This is a genomic window from Lutibacter sp. (assembly GCF_030692605.1).
Taxonomy (GTDB): Bacteria; Bacteroidota; Bacteroidia; order Flavobacteriales; family Flavobacteriaceae; genus Lutibacter.
In genome coordinates this window covers 1-17892 of the sequence record NZ_JAUYUD010000019.1, presented here as the reverse complement: position 1 = coordinate 17892, position 17892 = coordinate 1, and the positions used below count along the sequence as shown (strand labels likewise).

11 protein-coding genes are annotated in these 17892 nt (G+C 31.1%); 1 reads left to right on the top strand and 10 read right to left on the bottom strand.

Annotated elements, in window-relative coordinates:
* Positions 1 to 322: 322 nt before the first annotated feature.
* The 4 genes from leuB to leuC all read right to left on the bottom strand — a co-directional run bounded on the left by leuB (position 323) and on the right by leuC (position 5087).
* Positions 323 to 1381 (bottom strand): 3-isopropylmalate dehydrogenase, encoded by a 1059-nt coding sequence (gene leuB / locus Q8S45_RS01880; RefSeq protein ID WP_305600724.1) that lies wholly within the window; start codon positions 1379 to 1381, stop codon positions 323 to 325.
* Between the two features lie 9 nt (positions 1382 to 1390).
* Entirely contained in the window at positions 1391 to 2908 is a 1518-nt protein-coding gene (locus Q8S45_RS01875; RefSeq protein WP_305600722.1) for an alpha-isopropylmalate synthase regulatory domain-containing protein, read from the bottom strand.
* Positions 2909 to 3005: 97 nt separating this feature from the next.
* Entirely contained in the window at positions 3006 to 3602 is a 597-nt protein-coding gene (gene leuD / locus Q8S45_RS01870; protein WP_305600720.1) for a 3-isopropylmalate dehydratase small subunit, read from the bottom strand.
* A 90-nt stretch (positions 3603 to 3692) separates the two neighbouring features.
* Complete coding sequence (gene leuC / locus Q8S45_RS01865; protein ID WP_305600719.1) at positions 3693 to 5087, bottom strand: 3-isopropylmalate dehydratase large subunit; 1395 nt, start codon at positions 5085 to 5087, stop codon at positions 3693 to 3695.
* 580 nt (positions 5088 to 5667) lie between these two features.
* On the opposite strand from leuC, the gene Q8S45_RS01860 reads away from it, so the two are divergent.
* A complete protein-coding gene (locus Q8S45_RS01860) occupies positions 5668 to 7239 on the top strand; it encodes a murein L,D-transpeptidase (RefSeq protein WP_305600718.1) in 1572 nt (523 codons plus the stop codon).
* Here the strand turns inward: Q8S45_RS01860 and Q8S45_RS01855 are convergent.
* The 6 genes from Q8S45_RS01855 to Q8S45_RS01830 form a co-directional block, all read right to left on the bottom strand.
* Positions 7236 to 7925, bottom strand: a complete 690-nt coding sequence (locus Q8S45_RS01855) for a murein L,D-transpeptidase catalytic domain family protein (RefSeq protein WP_305600717.1) — start codon at positions 7923 to 7925, stop codon at positions 7236 to 7238. The two genes, Q8S45_RS01860 and Q8S45_RS01855, sit on opposite strands and share 4 nt — an antisense overlap.
* Before the next feature lie 417 nt (positions 7926 to 8342).
* Positions 8343 to 9896 carry a CotH kinase family protein gene (locus Q8S45_RS01850; protein WP_305600716.1) on the bottom strand — a complete coding sequence of 518 codons (1554 nt, stop codon included), beginning with the start codon at positions 9894 to 9896 and terminating at the stop codon, positions 8343 to 8345.
* Positions 9897 to 10308: 412 nt separating this feature from the next.
* Positions 10309 to 11748 carry an MFS transporter gene (locus Q8S45_RS01845; RefSeq protein WP_305600714.1) on the bottom strand — a complete coding sequence of 480 codons (1440 nt, stop codon included), beginning with the start codon at positions 11746 to 11748 and terminating at the stop codon, positions 10309 to 10311.
* Positions 11749 to 11799: 51 nt separating this feature from the next.
* Positions 11800 to 13062: a glycosyl hydrolase family 17 gene (locus tag Q8S45_RS01840; RefSeq protein ID WP_305600712.1), complete on the bottom strand. Its 1263-nt coding sequence runs from the start codon at positions 13060 to 13062 to the stop codon at positions 11800 to 11802.
* A gap of 23 nt (positions 13063 to 13085) precedes the next feature.
* On the bottom strand, positions 13086 to 16529 hold the full coding sequence (locus tag Q8S45_RS01835) for a hypothetical protein (protein WP_305600711.1): 3444 nt from the start codon (positions 16527 to 16529) through the stop codon (positions 13086 to 13088).
* A gap of 267 nt (positions 16530 to 16796) precedes the next feature.
* Positions 16797 to 17892, bottom strand: a 1096-nt coding sequence (locus Q8S45_RS01830; RefSeq protein WP_305600709.1) for a glycoside hydrolase family 2 TIM barrel-domain containing protein, incomplete at its 5' end; no start/stop codon positions are given.

Below are 17892 nucleotides of genomic sequence, written 5' to 3'. Positions count from 1 at the left end.
CTGTAAATAATAATTCACAGTTTTTGCATTTGAATCGTTGTTTATTATTTTGTTTTCCCCAACGAATAACATTCAGGCTTTTACAACCCCAACAACGCTTTTTTTTGACGTTTTTTCCATATTAAAAAAGTTTGATGAAATTCGTTTCATCAAACTTCTTGGAATCTCAATGGTAATAATGCCTGACAGACTATTTACCAACTATTTTTCAGTATTATGCCATTTTTTGGGATTCCTATTATTTAGAGGGTAACTTACCCTAATCTCCCAAATTTAACGATTATTTCTTAAAAGTAGTATTTTAAGGCTGATTTTTAATAGATTATAAATTCTCTGCCAACCAATTTCCAACTTCACTTGTTTTGTAAGCTTTATTTTTTCCAGATAAATCTTCAGTTACAATTCCATTTTCAAGCGATTTATTTACCACATTTCTAATTGCAGCAGCTTCTTCTGCTAAACCAAAAGCATCTTCAAACATCATTGCTGCAGATAAAACTGTTGCTAATGGATTTGCAATATCCAAACCAGTAGCCTGCGGGTATGAACCATGAATTGGTTCGTATAACGACGTTTTTTCACCAACAGAAGCACTTGGCATTAATCCCATTGACCCTGAAATTACAGATGCTTCATCTGTTAAAATATCACCAAATAAATTTTCTGTAATTAACACATCGTAACTATTTGGCCATTGTACTAAACGCATGGCTACAGCATCAACAAACTCATAAGAAACAGTTACCTCTGGATAATCTTTTTCCATTGCTTGAACCGTTTCTCTCCATAAACGCGAAGTTTCCAATACGTTCGCTTTATCTACACAACATAATTTTTTAGAACGCGTCATTGCTAACTCAAACCCTTTTTTAGCCAAACGAATTACTTCTGCTCTGGTATAGGTACAAGTATCAAAAGCTGTTTCTCCGTCATCTTTTCTGCCTTTTTCACCAAAGTAAATTCCACCAGTTAATTCACGTAAAAAAACCAAATCGGTACCTTCAATACGCTCTCTTTTAAGGGGTGAATTATCAATTAACGATGGAAATGTAAATGTTGGACGAATATTAGCAAATAAACCTAATTTTTTGCGCATCTTTAATAAACCTTGCTCCGGGCGAACTTTTGCAGAAGGATCATTATCATATTTTGGGTGTCCGATTGATCCAAAAAGAACAGCATCAGCTTTTAAGCATATTTCATGAGTTTCATCAGGGTATGGCTCTCCACAAGCATCAATAGCTGCCGCACCTGTTAAAGCTGGTGTCCAATTAATTTCATGGTTAAATTTTGTGGCAATAGCATCACAAACTTTTACTGCCTGAGCAATTACTTCAGGACCAATTCCGTCACCTGCTAAAAGCGCTATATTCAATTTCATATTCTTATATTATATATTTAACATTCTTTGAGTGGCTTTAATTGCAGAAACTGTTTGATCTGAATCTAAACCTCTTGTTATAAATCTTTTATTTTTATTTTCCCAAGTAATAATTGTTTCGCATAATGCATCGGAAGTGCTTCCTGGAGGAATTCTCACTGCATAATCTACTAATTTAGGAAGAATCATTTTTTTCTTTTTATATATTTTTTTCATAGCATTCATAAATGCATCAAATTGCCCGTCTCCATTGGCGTGTTCTTCAAACATATCTCCATCAATTTTCACTAAAACTGTTGTCGATGGTTTTAATCCTTTCGAATGTGTTAGCACATAAGATTCTATGGTAATTCTTTCTTGATATAAATTACTATTTAAAACATCAGAAATAATATAAGGTAAATCTTCTTTGGTAACCAATTCTTTTTTATCCCCCAATTCAATTATACGCTGAGTAACTTTCTTTAAATCTTCGTTATTTAAAGTTAATCCAAGCTCTTGTAAATTCTTTTCAATATTAGCTTTTCCTGAAGTTTTTCCTAAAGCGTATTTACGTTTTCTTCCAAAGCGTTCAGGCATTAAATCGTTGAAATATAAGTTGTTCTTATTATCACCATCGGCATGAATACCTGCAGTTTGAGTAAAAACATTATCACCAACAATTGGTTTGTTTGAAGGAATTCGAACACCTGAAAAAGTTTCGATTAACTTACTTACTGTATACAGCGAAGATTCTTTTACAGAAATTTCAATTTCATTTTTATAAAAATCGTTGATTACCGCAACAACACTAGCTAATGGAGCATTTCCTGCTCTTTCGCCCATTCCATTAACAGTTAAATGTAACCCATGAGCTCCTGCATTTATAGCTTCCATAACATTTGCCACACTTAAATCGTAGTCGTTATGAGCGTGAAAATCGAAATGAATTGTTGGATATCTTTTAGTTGTTTTTGAGAAAAATTCTTTTGTTTCCGCTGGAGTTAAAACACCTAAAGTGTCAGGTAATAATATTCTAGTTACTGGTTGTGTTACCAAAAAATCTAAATATTGAAAAACATAATCTGGAGAATTACGCATTCCGTTACTCCAATCTTCCAAATACACATTTGTAGTAATTCCTTCTTTTTGTGCTAAATCAATAACTTGTTTTATTTCAGAAAAATGTTGTTCTGGAGTTTTTTTAAGTTGATGTGTTAAATGGTTTAATGATCCTTTAGTTAATAGGTTTTGAACTTTTGCTCCGGCATCTTTCATCCATTGTATAGACTGCCCACCATCAACAAAAGTCAACATTTCAATTTTGTTTATACATCCATTTTCATTAGCCCAGTCAGTAATACTTTTAACAGCTTGAAATTCACCTTCAGAAACTCTAGCTGAAGCAACTTCTATTCTATCAATATGCAATTCTTCTATTAAAAGCTTTGCAATTGTCAATTTTTCCACGGATGAAAACGATACTCCTGATGTTTGTTCACCATCACGAAGTGTGGTATCCATAATTTCAATTTTTCTTTTTTTCATATTAAAAATACTGTTTTCGTCTTTCCTTCTAACGCAGAAATCTATTTCAAATTTCTACTATATTCCAGCCTTCGAAGGAATGACAACTATATTATAACTAAAACGGTCTAGTTTCAACAAAAGCCTTTATTTCATCCTTCATTTTTGTTAAATAATCAATGTCATCATAACCATTTAACATATTGTCTTTTTTATAACTATTTATTTCAAATGATTCTTGTTCTCCAGTTGCCACAATGGAAATTGTCTGATTTTGTAAATTAACTTCTAATTCAGTTTCTGGGTTAATTTCTATAGCTTTAAAAATTTTGTCTAAAAATTCAGCGCTTACTTGAACTGGTAATACGCCAATATTTAAACAGTTTCCTCTAAAAATATCTGCAAAAAAACTTGAAACTACACATCTAAATCCATAATCATACACTGCCCAAGCAGCGTGTTCTCTTGAAGAACCTGACCCGAAGTTTTTACCCCCAACTAATATTTTACCTTTATAAATGGGGTTGTTTAGTATAAATTGCTCTTTTGGTGAATTGTCTGAATTATATCTCCAGTCTCTAAATAAATTATCTCCAAAACCTATACGCTCAGTTGCTTTTAAAAAACGAGCAGGAATAATTTGATCAGTATCTACATTTTCAATTGGTAACGGTACCGCCGTACTTTTTAATATTTGAAATTTATCGTAAGCCATCTTTCTTAGTATTCAGTTGCCAGTTTTAAGTTGACAGTTTTAATATTTTATTTTTTACTTCTATAAAGTCCCCTTTGGGGATTTAGGGGATTATAACAAAGTTCTTGGGTCTGTTACAACTCCCATAACGGCTGTTGCTGCTGCAACTAATGGACTTGCCAATAATGTTCTTGATCCTGGTCCTTGACGCCCCTCAAAGTTTCTGTTTGATGTGCTTACCGCCACTTTACCTGCTGGTACTTTATCATCATTCATAGCTAAACAAGCTGAACATCCTGGTTCACGCAACACGAAACCAGCCTTATTAAAAATTTCCAATAAGCCTTCTTCTTTAATTGCAGCTTCAACCACATGTGAACCCGGTACTAACCAAGCTGTAATATTTGCTGCTTTTTTTCTTCCTTTTACAATGGAAGCAAACGCTCTAAAATCTTCAATTCTACCATTGGTACAACTACCAATAAAAACATAATCTACAGGTTTCCCTATCATTGCCTCTCCCTCAGCAAAACCCATGTAATCTAATGATTTTTTGTAGGTACTTACACCTCCTTCAACATCTTCCGCATTCGGAATATTTTGTGAAATACCTGTTCCCATACCTGGATTTGTACCATATGTAATCATAGGTTCAATTTCATCTGCACTAAAAGTCAATTCTTCATCAAAAACTGCATCATCATCTGTTTTTAAAGTTTTCCAATAAGCCATTGCTGTATCCCATGCTTCACCTTTTGGAGCAAATAAGCGTCCCTTTACATATTCAAAAGTTTTCTCGTCTGGAGCAATAATACCACCGCGAGCACCCATTTCAATACTTAAATTACAAACAGTCATACGACCTTCCATCGTCATTTGTTTAAATACATCACCTGCATATTCAACAAAATAACCTGTTGCACCTGAAGTACTTAATTTTGAAATAATAAATAAGGCAACATCTTTTGGAGTTACTCCAAAACCAAGTTCACCCGTAATATTAATTCTCATTTTTTTAGGTTTTGGCTGCATAATACATTGTGAAGTCAATACCATTTCAACTTCAGAAGTGCCAATACCAAAAGCAATAGCACCGAAAGCTCCATGGGTTGAAGTATGTGAATCTCCACAAACAATAGTTGCTCCCGGCAGTGTAATTCCGTTTTCAGGCCCTACAACGTGTACAATACCATTTTTTTGATGCCCCAACCCCCAATGTGTAATTCCCCATTCTTTGGAATTTTCTTCTAATGCTTTTAGCTGATTTGCCGATAATGGATCTTCAACTGGTAAATGTTGATTGATAGTTGGTGTATTATGATCTGCTGTAGCAAAGGTTTTATCAGGATATAATACAGAATTATTTCTGCTTTTTAAACCTAGAAAAGCAACAGGACTAGTAACTTCGTGAATTAAATGTCTGTCTATAAAAAATACATCTGGTCCATCTTTAATCTTACGAACTACGTGTGAATCCCAAACTTTATCGAATAATGTAGTGTTCATTTAATAAATTTTTAATTATTTATACAACCTCATATTTTTTTTATGGTTGTAATAACGGCTGCAAATGTAAAAAAAGTAATAAAATTTTAATTTTCATAAACTTTTATATACGATGCCCAAACAGTTTTTTTTTGAATTTACTATTAGTAAATTTTGTAACTCAATGACTTTACATAACACTGTAATTTTAAATTATATTTATTGCACTTTTTATTTCACACAAGTTTAATTATTTTCAGGATTATTAATATCACAACTTTATAAGAACTTTAATCAATAATTTTAAAAATGAATTAATATTTAAGCCCATTTTATAGCTGATTGATAATTATTATGTGTTTTTAGATTGATAAAAAAGAATTATAATTCGATTTTTAGTTGTATAAAATTAGTTAATTAAGTATTGTTTATAAACACAAAATTAATAAGATCACTACGATATCCAAAGAAATAACTTCTAGTTCGAATTAATCATATTTTTTAACAAACTAGAGTGCTCAGTCGCTAAAATCATTCACTATTACAATTTGATGAATTTACTAAAAAAAACTACCTTTACAAGTACACACCTCAACATGTTATGAAATTTTTTTCCTTTTTTTTGGTTCTCTTTTTATTAATTTCTTGTAAAGAAAAAAAAACAGAGGAAACCGTTCCGTTACCGAAAATTGAAATTACCAACCAAGGAAAAATTATTCCTTTAGATTCTCTAGTTTTTGCTAAAATTCAAGATTCTTTAATATCTTCTTTTTATGTAGCCAACAATCTAAAAACGTTTTGGTTGAATAGACCTATTAAAACTGATTTTATAAACGTTCTGAAAAATATTGAAGATGACGGCTTATTTCAGAAAGATTTCGATTTAAAACAAATTCAATCCTTGGAGAAAAATCTTACTAATCTTTCTAATCATGAATTAGTTGAATATGATTTTTTACTAACTGAAAATTTAAAAAAGTATGTAGAAAAAATTTCAAAAGGAACTCTTCATCCCAAAAAGTTGTATTCAAATTGGGATTTAATTAAACATAAAATTAATACGAAAGAACTATTATTAAACTTTCAAAAAAAGGATTCATTCAAATTTGCAATTGAACAGGCTGGCCCAAATCATCTGGTTTATAGAAAATTAAAAGAAGGCTTAAAACTTATTAATTCCTTCCCAAAAGAAAACTATGAGTTTATTCCATTTACTGATAAAATTATTTTAAATGATACTAATAATGCTATTGCTCCAATTAAAAAGAAGTTAATATTTTGGAAAGATCTTTCTAATGTAGACTCCATAACCAATACTTATGATTCCGAAACAGAATTAGGTGTTAAAAAATTTCAATTGAGACACGGATTAGCTCCTGATGGTGTAATTGGTAAAGGAACATTAACCGCTTTAAATCATTCTAAAGAAAGACGAAAAAAGCAACTTATTTCAAATATGGAACGTTGGAGATGGTATCCAAGAACATTTGAAAACAACTACTTAATAATTAATATTCCAGATTATACATTGCACGCCATAAAAAATAATGATACCATTAGAACTCATAAAGTAATTGTCGGGAAATTTGCTAGACAAACACCCATTCTATCGTCTAAATTGAGTTATATTGTATTTAATCCTACTTGGACTATTCCTCCAACCATTTTAAAAAATGATGTAATTCCTGCGGCAAAAAGGAATGTTTCATACCTTAGTAGTAAGAACATTAGTGTTTACTCTCAAAACAAACTAGTTCCTTTAAGCCAGTGGAATGCCAGCAAGGCAAACAGTTATAGTTATGTTCAGAGTCCAGGAAATCAAAATGCCTTGGGTTTGGTAAAATTTATGTTTCCAAATAGATTTAGCGTTTACCTTCACGATACCAATAGCAGAGGGTATTTTGACAAGGAAATACGTGCTTTAAGCTCTGGTTGTGTAAGGGTTCAAAATCCATTTGAACTAACAGAATATCTTTTAGATGATGCTGATAAATGGAATCTTACCAAAATTAATGAAGTGGTTTCTTCAGGAAAAACTAAAAATGTACAAATGATGAAAAATACGTATGTTCATTTATTGTATTGGACCGCTTGGAGCGAAAAAGGAACGTTACAATTTAGAGATGATTTGTATAATTTAGATATGGCATTATATGAAAAACTGATAAACTAGACCCTTGAATTAGGATAATAAATATATAACAGCGACTTATTTTTAATAATATCAATCACTTCTTTTGAAATTTGTTTTGGCAATGAAGGGCATCCTAAACTTCTCCCTAATCTTCCTGTTTGATTTATAAAAGAATTAGAAACATACTCGGCTCCATGAATAACAATTGCTCTTTCTCTGGCGCTACAATTAATACCTTTATTTAGGCCATCTAACCGTAAGGAATATCCGTGTTTTCCAATATACGTTTCACCCGTTGCAAAAAAACCAATGCTACTTTTAAAAGATGAAACTTTGTTAGAAAAAAATTGGGCATATTCATTCCCAGAGTTTCGGCCGTGAGCCACTAATGAATTATAAATTACCGTGTTGGTTTTAAGATCAATTATCCATAATCGTTTTTCAATAGACGATAAACTGAAATCAATTAAAGTTAAAATATCTTTTTTTATAAGCCCCTTTTCTTTCAATTCATAAAACCCTTGAAGAGCCTTTGCAAAACTTTCTTTATTTGGAAGTGAAGAAACATTTGTTTTTAAATTGTTGTATATAAAATTTATTTCGTTACTTTTTTCACTTAAACCCGTAATTTTAATTACAGAAAAAACAGGATTGTTAACTATAACAGCGTTTGTTGAAAAAGAAAAAAAACTAAAAAAAACTATTGTTGCTATTTTATAAAACATACAGAATTAATACAAATACATTAAACTTAAAGAGGGCAAAATAAAACCATATAAGTTTGTTATACAACTTTTTAACATTATTTGTTATAAACAACTATTTAATAACGCGTTGGGTGCAATTAATTTTTAACGATAATTTTTCGTCACTTCGATTTTCGATAGAAAATTGTATCGAGAACAGAAAAATGATAGTTAAAAACGGTTCTCGATACATTTTTTGTTTCGTTTTACTGCACAAAAAACACTCGAACAGACGTTTTTAATAATTGCACCCAACGGGTTATTTAATAATCTTATTTTAAATTATTATTATTTATGAAAAAGTTGCATTTAAAAATTTTTAAGTTTCACCTTAAAACTTTAAAAGATGTACTCAACTCCATTAAATAAAGTATTTTAACTATATCTAAGTTGAAATTACATATTATTAAAAGCAGTATATAACCAATTCATTCGGTTAGAATACCAAGATTTTAAATGTGCTACTTCTCCCTCATAGGTATTAAAAACAACCGGATTTGGCCAAACATAATTACCAATAAGGTTCCATTTTGTATTATTTTCCTTTTGAGCCCATTTTAAATAATTGGAATGCAAATCCATTTTTGATAAAATAAAATTCTGATTGTCTCTATAATACAAAAATCGAAGTTTCACTTTTGCCACAAAAGTAGGATCTTCAAAAAGGCGTTTAAACCAAGGGTTTTCTTTTATCCAAAAGCCAGTAGAAAACTCACATTCAGAATAATTTACATTTCCAAAAGCCAAATCAAAATCCCAAAGTGGACCCATTTTTATTTTTTGACCAGGAATCACATTAAAATAAATACTAGAAAAACTTCTTGAATCTTGGTTTTTGGTTATTTCGCTAATTAAATACCAATCTATAAAACTGTCCACATCAATATACTTTGCATAACCTATTGCAGGATCTTTAAATTGAGAGCTGTTTAATACAGTTTCAAATTCGTTTACCAAACCATTAATGTAATTTAATTCAGTGCTATTTTGAGCTACCGCAGGTGCTTTAATATTAACTAAAAAAGCGTTGGTTCTAAAGTAAACATCGCCTGGATCTAACCGGTCTAATTGGTCAATTTCCAATAAATACCCAGAACTTCCAATATTTACTCTGTTTGTCCCTACTTCAACTTTTTGAGTAATATTATACGTCCCGTTGTATTGTCCATTGATAATTACTTCAGCATATTCAGCTTTTGGTGTCCAATCAAGTTTACTCAGATAGCCCATTTCAAAAGCTATTTTATTTCTAATTAATGTTTTATCTGAATATTCTGCCAAAAAAAGCCACGTTTTATCAAGAGGCATTCCTAACATTTTTGTATCACTATTAAATTTAAGTTGATAGGGTTTTTTTGGATGAACCCACCAAGTAGAATTACCTCTTCCCCTAATTTTCATTGCTGTTTCAGGCAAATCGGAAAAATTTCTTCCAGCATCAATCAGTATAAAACCATTTCTATAATCATCTTTAGAATCGATTGCAACACCTCCTGTAGTATTAATTGTAATTATTGGTAAACCTGTAAATTTAGTTAAGTCTACTGTATAATTCTCATAATTTCCTGTGGATGTTTTTACTGTATATGTTATAATATTAATAAAATTAGTAACCGTTGCACCACTTATTTGTTTATTGTTATCAATAAAAACCTCAGAACCATTATGTTCTATTGAAGCTTTCAAACTTTTAACATCTACATGTAAGGGAAACCTACCTGTAATTTTGTTTTCTGTAATATCTAAATGTAAATCATATGGAATAGTTGGATTATTCAATTTAAGAAAAGAAAATTTGGTGATTTTAGTTCCTTCATTAACAACGGGTAATGAATCGTTATCTTCACCACAGGAAATTAGAAAGTTACTTCCTAGAAGAAATAAAACGATAATGGTTTTAATTAAAAACTGAGGTTTAACAAACCTAATTAATACTTGTTCTATTTTCATTTTACACTAATTAAAATTATTTTTTAATCCTTTTTAAATCTCCATTCTGGCCAGACAGACTCGCCCACTTTGCCAACTTTGGTCCCAATTTTTCAAAAATATTCTTTACCTGAAGTTAAAGTTACAATAATATTTAGTTATGGTTTTTATATTGATTTATGCAATTAATAAAAGAACCAGAAAGAATATCGAAATTGCCATTTTGATTGTATCCAAAACCAATAATTACTTTAATAAGATAAGGTGTATTATTTACCAATAATTGTTTTCCAGAAACAGTTACAACATCGTTATCAATTCTATTAATATAAGAAACTATTGTGTTATTAAGTAATAAAAAAAGCTCGTTAAAAGGAGTATTGTTAATTGCTTCATTTTTGTGAGTTTAATTTTTACTTTTTAGGTCAATTTACTAATCTTTAAGATGAAACTCACCTCTACGAACTTCTAGTGCCTTTCTAATATCATTGGCTTTATATTCTGTAATATCGTATTTCCATATAATAAAAATAGCAATAAATGCAGCCACAATAGGAATAACAATATCAGCAATTCTAAGATTTGTTAACGTTTCCACAGATTGTACTTTAACATTTTCATCAAAACCAATATAATGTAAAACAATTCCGCTTGTTAGCATTGCAAAAGCAGTTCCAAGTTTTACCATCCACCAATAAACAGCACCAAACATTCCTTCACGTCGCTCGCCATTATTCAATTCATCCAAATCACAAACATCTGCTGTCATAGACATCATAAGGGTAAACAATCCTCCTATTCCAAATGAAAGGAATGGAATAGGCATAAACATTAACCAAGGATTGGCAGGATTAAATCCCCACCACTTTAAAACATAACCAATAATTGAAAGAAGTGTAGCCATTATGAAAGCATTCTTTTTTCCAAATTTTTCAGATATTTTTGTAATAATTGGGATAACCAGAAATGCTGTAGCCAAAGCACTAACTGTACCGAACCATGCTGGCCATGTACCAGCGACACCTGTATCACCATTAAAAAGATAATAAACAATTATAAAGAAAGCAAATTGAGCAATGGTTTGAAAACCGTTAAAAATAAAAAAAGTAGCTCCACATAATTTGATGAAAGGTTTATTTTTTAGGGTTAATTTAATACCCTCAACAAATTTTTTGGCGTTTAAAGCCAACTCTTTCATTGTTAAATTTGCCATTTTTTCTTTATCAGGCACTACCATTTCTTTATTGAAAAATGCTGGTAAAACACCCAAAACCATAGACAATGCTCCTACCCAGATCGATAGGTTTCTTGCTCCTTCAGGTGCTGAATCGTATATAGATTGGTCGTAGATTATGACCCAAAACCAAGGTGCAATCATCCATGCTATTTGTCCCATAAACTGCGATACCGCCATTAAACGAGTCCTTTCGTTATAATCAGGTGTCATTTCATAGCCTAAACCAATTAATGGAGTTGCAAAAATGGTATATCCTATATAAAAAAAAATGGAAACTATTAAAAAATAGAAAAAATTGTACATTTCCGAATTTTCAGGATACAATTGCCACATAACCATAAATGAAAGACCCGTTATAACACTTCCAAATAAAATATAAGGTTTTCTACGTCCCCATTTGGATTTTGTATTATCTGATATAAATCCCATAATAGGGTCTGTTAAAGCATCCAAAAACCTAGGAAGTGCACCAAGTAAACCTGCAAGAATTGGATTCATTCCTAAAGACATAACCAAGACAACCATAAAAACCCCTAATGCTGCTGGGAATAACTGATTTGCTAAATGTCCCGATCCAAATGCTAATTTGTGCCCTAATGGTACTATATCCTTTGGATCTGTTTTATAATGTATCATGTTATTTTAATTTGTTGTTCTGGATTTGTTATTTATACTTTTATGTAATTTTTATTTTTGATCTTTTACAATTGAAAATGGTGGTACAAAAACAGTTTTCATAAGTGCATTTTTATCACCATTATATGTTTTGGTTATTGCCATTCCATCTCTTGTTAATCCATTAAATGTTCCAGCTTCTACCAAATCCCATAATGCAAATTTAGCTTCACCTTTTAAATTTATTAAACCAAAATGATTCTCTGAACCTTCTGGGTTTCCAGCATCTTTCCATTGTTCGTCAAAGGCTTCAAAATAAAAACAAGCCATCCCTGCTTCTATTGTCCAATCGCGCATATGCTTGTAATACAATCCTTGTTTGTATTCATCAGTAGCTTTTGAACCAGTTTTTCCATAAAAACCATCAGAAACACTTGCCCATCCAGTTTCACCAATATGTATAGGTTTTTCAATTCCAAGAGATTTCATATAATCAGATACGGCTTGATAATGTGAAATTGCAAAATGTTTTGCTCTTAACATTGCCGCATTAATTTTCTCTACATCCGTTAAGCCTTCTTCATCTTCAGGAACTTTCCAAAATGATGGATTGTAATGAGAATTATGAAAAGGGTACGTATGCATGGATACATAATCCACTGCTTTTAAGAGTTTTTCCAAATCTTCTGTATGATAACTAACATCACCACCTCCCCAAGAAGCAAAATCATCTGAACTTGTAATCCATAAATTACTTGGAAGTTTTCCTGTTTTTTTTAATTCTTGCAAATGATTTACCCACTTCAAAATAATATGTGGTTCAACATAATAACTTGTAGCCCATTTTACCATTGCTTCGTTTCCAACTGCTATAATTTTAACTATATCGGGATATTTATTTGTTAAGGCTACCGCCGTAGCAATTTCAATAGCATTTCTTTCGCTTTCTTCATTATGAATTGGTTCCATACCTGTCCAAGCATTTTTACAGTCTATCCAAGCTCCCAACATAACATACATCTCAAAATTCGGATCTTCTTTTTTTAATTGGCTTATAGCTTCCAATAAATTTGAGGCTTCGTCTAAATGTACATTGTAAGTTCGCAACACTTTTATTTTCATTGCCGCTAAAATTTTCATGTCTTCTTTAAGCTGCTCAATGGTAGGTTGAATATCACGTGTATTTTGTCTATAACCACCATAAGAAATTGCTAAATATTCTGGATTTCCCAAAATATCTGCTGCTGTTTTATCTACTTTTTTAGATGTTTCACAACATCCTATAGTTGCAATAAAAATGGAAAGTATTAAGGTTAATTTTAAAAGTGTTTTCATCTATTTTTTTTAATAATTTGTTATTAGTTGTTTAAATACACAACTATTTGGGTTATTTCTCCTGTTCTTTCAAAAACCATTTTACTTGTTTTTAAATCGAGATGAAGGCTCTCAAATTCAAGAATTGAATCATTTCTAAACGCGACTTTCAATCCTTCCTTTTCTGATAATTTATAAATGATTGGAATTTGACAATAGGTAAAACAAAGGGAATCTTTTTCCAATTCAATTTCTTTTACTTCCCTATTGATGTTGATATAAGTGAAAATTTTCGATTCTTTTAAAAACTCCCCTATTCTCAACAATCGCGGATTAAATAACAACTTTCCGTTTTTAACAAAAACACCTAATTCACCAAATCGACTTAAAATATCTTCTTTTACTTGTCCAGTCATTCCAGGCTGTTGTGCTCCTTTTCCTCCTGGGGTATGAGAATACGGATCGGTAGGAAATGCACCATATAATTGAGGTGATTTATGTACGCCAATTCCTTCGTTAATTTCGTAATAATGGTCTAATAATTTACCAATTATAACTTCACTTTCTTTATTTGCAACAGCCAACAAACAGGTTTCTTGAACACTTAATAACAATTTAGAAACCATGTGCCAGTAAATAGAACCCAATCCTTCGTAACCAAAGAAAGTTCCAGATCTTCCTGTAAATGATTTATGATCGAAAATTTCTTCAAAAATATCTAATACTAATTTTGTGTCTTTTTCAACTAAAATTTGATAGGTTTCTGATAACTCGGTAAAGACATTTTTAAGGCTATTTGCATTGTTGAAATTTCCATTAAAATGGTAATTACCCGCAACATCTTTTTCAATAATTTGTGTATTTCCATCTTTCAACAATTGTTTTAATAATGCCGATTTTTCAACTTTTTTAGAATCAATGTTGTTTTTATCATTAAATCGAGGAAGCTCTTTGTTTGGATATAAAACATAACTGTATTGATCGGGTCTAAATAAGGCGCTCGATTTTAATGCATTTAAAAGTTCTAAAGAAGCTGCTCCAGAAATATAACCAGAACTTAAAACGGCAACCTGACCTTCCAGCATTTCTGGTAAATACGAAATTGATATTTCCTGTTTGTTTTTAACAGTCATTAAATTGTATGCATGATACAATTTATCGGTTCTTTTATTCGCTTTAATAGAATGATCTATAAATTGAAGAGTAATTTGAGTGAAGTTTACTAAATCTGCTTTTGAAATAGTTTCTTTGTTACTTGAGAATCCATTTTCATATATGGCATTTCTATAATTGCTTCCAGCATTTCCAAGACCATCAAGCACTTTTTTTCTATTCTTGTCTGAAATTTTTCCAGCTAATAAATTTTTATTTTCATTGAAAGTTGTAACAACTTCATTGAAAAACAAGACTAATTCTTCTGAAATTTCACCAATATCATAATTGGTTTTTGACACCATTTTTTCAAAGAATTTTAAGAAACGTCTTAAATAATACAAAGTTACCATCGAAACACCATTTCCAACCAAGGCATTGTTAGCATCATTCCATTCAGGTCTTTGGGTACTCATCCAAATTCCTCCTTCAGGAATAAAATTTGATACTTTTGCTAATACTGTTGCTAATAATTTCTCAATTAAATTAACTTTATAAATAAAATAATTTTCATCTCTCAGTAAAGCTCCATCGGCTCCTAATTCTTTCTTTTTTCGGTTGAGTTCTTCATCCAATTCAACATCAAAAACAATGGTATCTTTCGGATTTGCTAAAATAGTATCATAGCTTTTTATTTTGTAAGGTACATTTGCATATACAAACAATTCCTGGCTGAAGTAGCTCGCTAACCTTGCTGGATAATGTTTCTCAATAAATTCTAAGAATTTCAACAAATAGATAATTTGATGATCTCCCCAATAACCAATATACGACCAAGGGTTGTCTGGCTCAATAGTTTCCCAATCAAAACCATCTTTTGTAACCCGATAAGGATTATAGCCATCAAATGTAGTAGCGTTTAAAAACTTATGAATCATACTCTCAATAAACTCAGGATATGAATGCGCTAAGGCTTCCCAATTTTGAAAAATATCTCTCCAGTTTCCTTCATAATCCAATATTTTTGAACCATCAACTTCACTTCGTGTATTGATAGAGAATTTATTCCAAGGTCGGCTTGGATCTCCGTGTCGTCTGCTAAATTTCAAAGGCATATACTCAAAACAAAGTCGTTTAAAATTTTTGTCTTGATCGTTTTCTGCCAGTTCTTTTAAAAAGCTAAGTGCAAATATTTCTGGAAGCTGTTCTAATAGTTCTCCTTTTTTCTTATAAACCTTTTTATTTGAGTTGGCTATGTGTTTTGCAAAATCAACTTTTTCAATTTGATAATTATCATCGAAAATTCCACCGCGCATAATATTAAAAAGCGTGTTCGAAAAATGTCGTGTATTACTCAATTTATCTGCTGTTAATTGTATTCCATCAGAAGCCCCATTAAGTTCAAGTAACTGTTTTGAACCTAATTCAATATCTTCTTGAACCAAAGCAACTAAATTTGGTTCGTTTTTAATTATTTCTTTAATTTGATTTATAGCAACAATAGACTGATTTACATCGGCCAAAAACATCCAATTCTTTTCAGATTCTGGTTGTAAAGTAACATCTGCAGAAATAATATAAGCACCTTTTTCGGCCTTAATATCAACTTCTTGCTTAATTTCTTTTCCTTTTCTAAAGTTATCTAATTGTAAAGACGACAATAAATATGTCAAATTCTCTAAACCAACCGACCAAGCAATAGTAGCTTTCAGTGCTTCGCTTGGTTCTGCTTTATCAACAATTATAGCACTCAAAGCGTAAATACCTATACCTGTATCACTTTCTAATTCACATTTTTTATAAGCATCAACCAAGTTGCTACTTGCGTTTTGCAGATCAGATCCTACACCAAAAGGTAGAATATTTTGGATTCCGTCTAAAACTGTTAGTTGAATTGATTTGTTGGTAGTATTTACTAAAGTTGATTTTTTTACAAATCCAAATTTGTCGCTAGAATTCCAATGGTATTTATAAGTAAGACCTAAATCGTGATTGATTTCTTCAAAAATAACTTTATTCCCATAGTTATTTTTATATAAATTTCTGCTTATTTTATAAACGCCTTCGTATCTTTTTGAAAAGGGTTCCCATAAATATGTTTTACCTTCAATATGAACTTGAACAATTGTTTTGCTTCCAGTAATTTCAGCCGATTCTGTTATTTTATCATCGGTGTAATAAGGAAATAAAGCGTACTCACTATTTTTTCTTCCTGCGGTTAATCCACCATTACTGGCCAAAAACATCCAATGATTTGAATTACTCACAATACTCATGAAAAAAGGTCTCATTGCATCAACATTCGAAATTTTATAATAACTTTCAAAACCAATAGTTACTAATTTCCCCTTCACCTCATTTGCTTCAAAAAAAGCTTCATTATTACCTATATACATTGTATGTTGTTTATTCAATTTTATTCTAAACCGTGTGAAATTTATATCTGAGGTTTGTACTTTTTATTTCTTAACAATAATTTATTTGTTCTCAATACGATTTTCTATCGTAAATCGAAGTGATGTTATAATAATGAGGCTGTCTGAAAAGTGACTTTTATGACATATTGAGCCTGTCGAAATATACTAACCTGCTAATAATTAATGTAAACTTCGACAAGCTCAGTTTGAAGAAATGTATTTTTACTGCTTTTCATAAAGCCTCTTTTAATTTACTTTAAAAGGAATATTTGCAGTAGCTGTATGTTCATGCCCATCATCTACATATCCAAACAATCGGTAGGTCCCCTTTTTTTCAGGAGCATTAAATTTTAGGACTCCATTAGCATTACTTATGATTGAAAATTGAACTGGTTCAGGTCTATTTTCAAAATCTCCACCATCTTTTAAGTCGGTACTTTCATGTAAAATTTCCCAATTGTAATTTAGTTTTTCATTTTCAAAATCATGAATTTTTAAACTTGCCAAATACTCTTTATTTGCTTCTAATACCACATTTTCATAAGCAGTTTTTCCATTAATTGTAAAGGTTACTATTTGTGGAGTTCTATTTTTGGGCCAAGTTCCATTCCATATATAATGCATTACATCAACAGATTCCGTTTCATTTCCGTCCTCTAAAAACACTCCGTACCAAGTTGGAGTTCGCTCTTGTTTTTGTCCCCATAAAAATACATAAGAACCAACACATTGTATCGAATCGGCTTCAATTGCTGCTTTATATCTTCTTAAATAGTTAGCCGCTTTTAGGGTGCTATTTTCTTCAATAGGCACGCCCCATTCTGTTTTAGGAACTTCCCAATGCCCTGTGGCTCCCCATTCTGTAACTATATAGGCGCCTTTCCAACCAAAGTCTTTAATTTGTTGTGGAAGCTCAATAATTTCGCCATACATCTGCACTGAAAGTAAATCCAAATCTGAACAACGCGTTTTAATTAAATCAATTTCTTTTTGAGAAATTCCGGCTAATGGTGTTGTAGTTAAATGATTAGGATCAACTTTGTGAATCATTTTTGAAATATCATTTACGGCATCCCAAACTTTAGGATTGGTTGAGCGTAAATTAAGTTCATTGCCAATTGCCCAAATTAATAATGCAGGATGATCTTTCAATTCTAAAACTTCTTTTTTAATCCGTTCTAATTGTTCTTTTACTGCAACCTCATCATTATAATCAAAACCATGGCGTTCTCTGGCAACTTCAATGCCCATAGTTACCATTAACCCATATTTATGTGCCTCATCTAAAACTTCCTTACCCGTTTGCTTACCGTTTTCAGTTCTCCACGTTCTAAAAGAATTT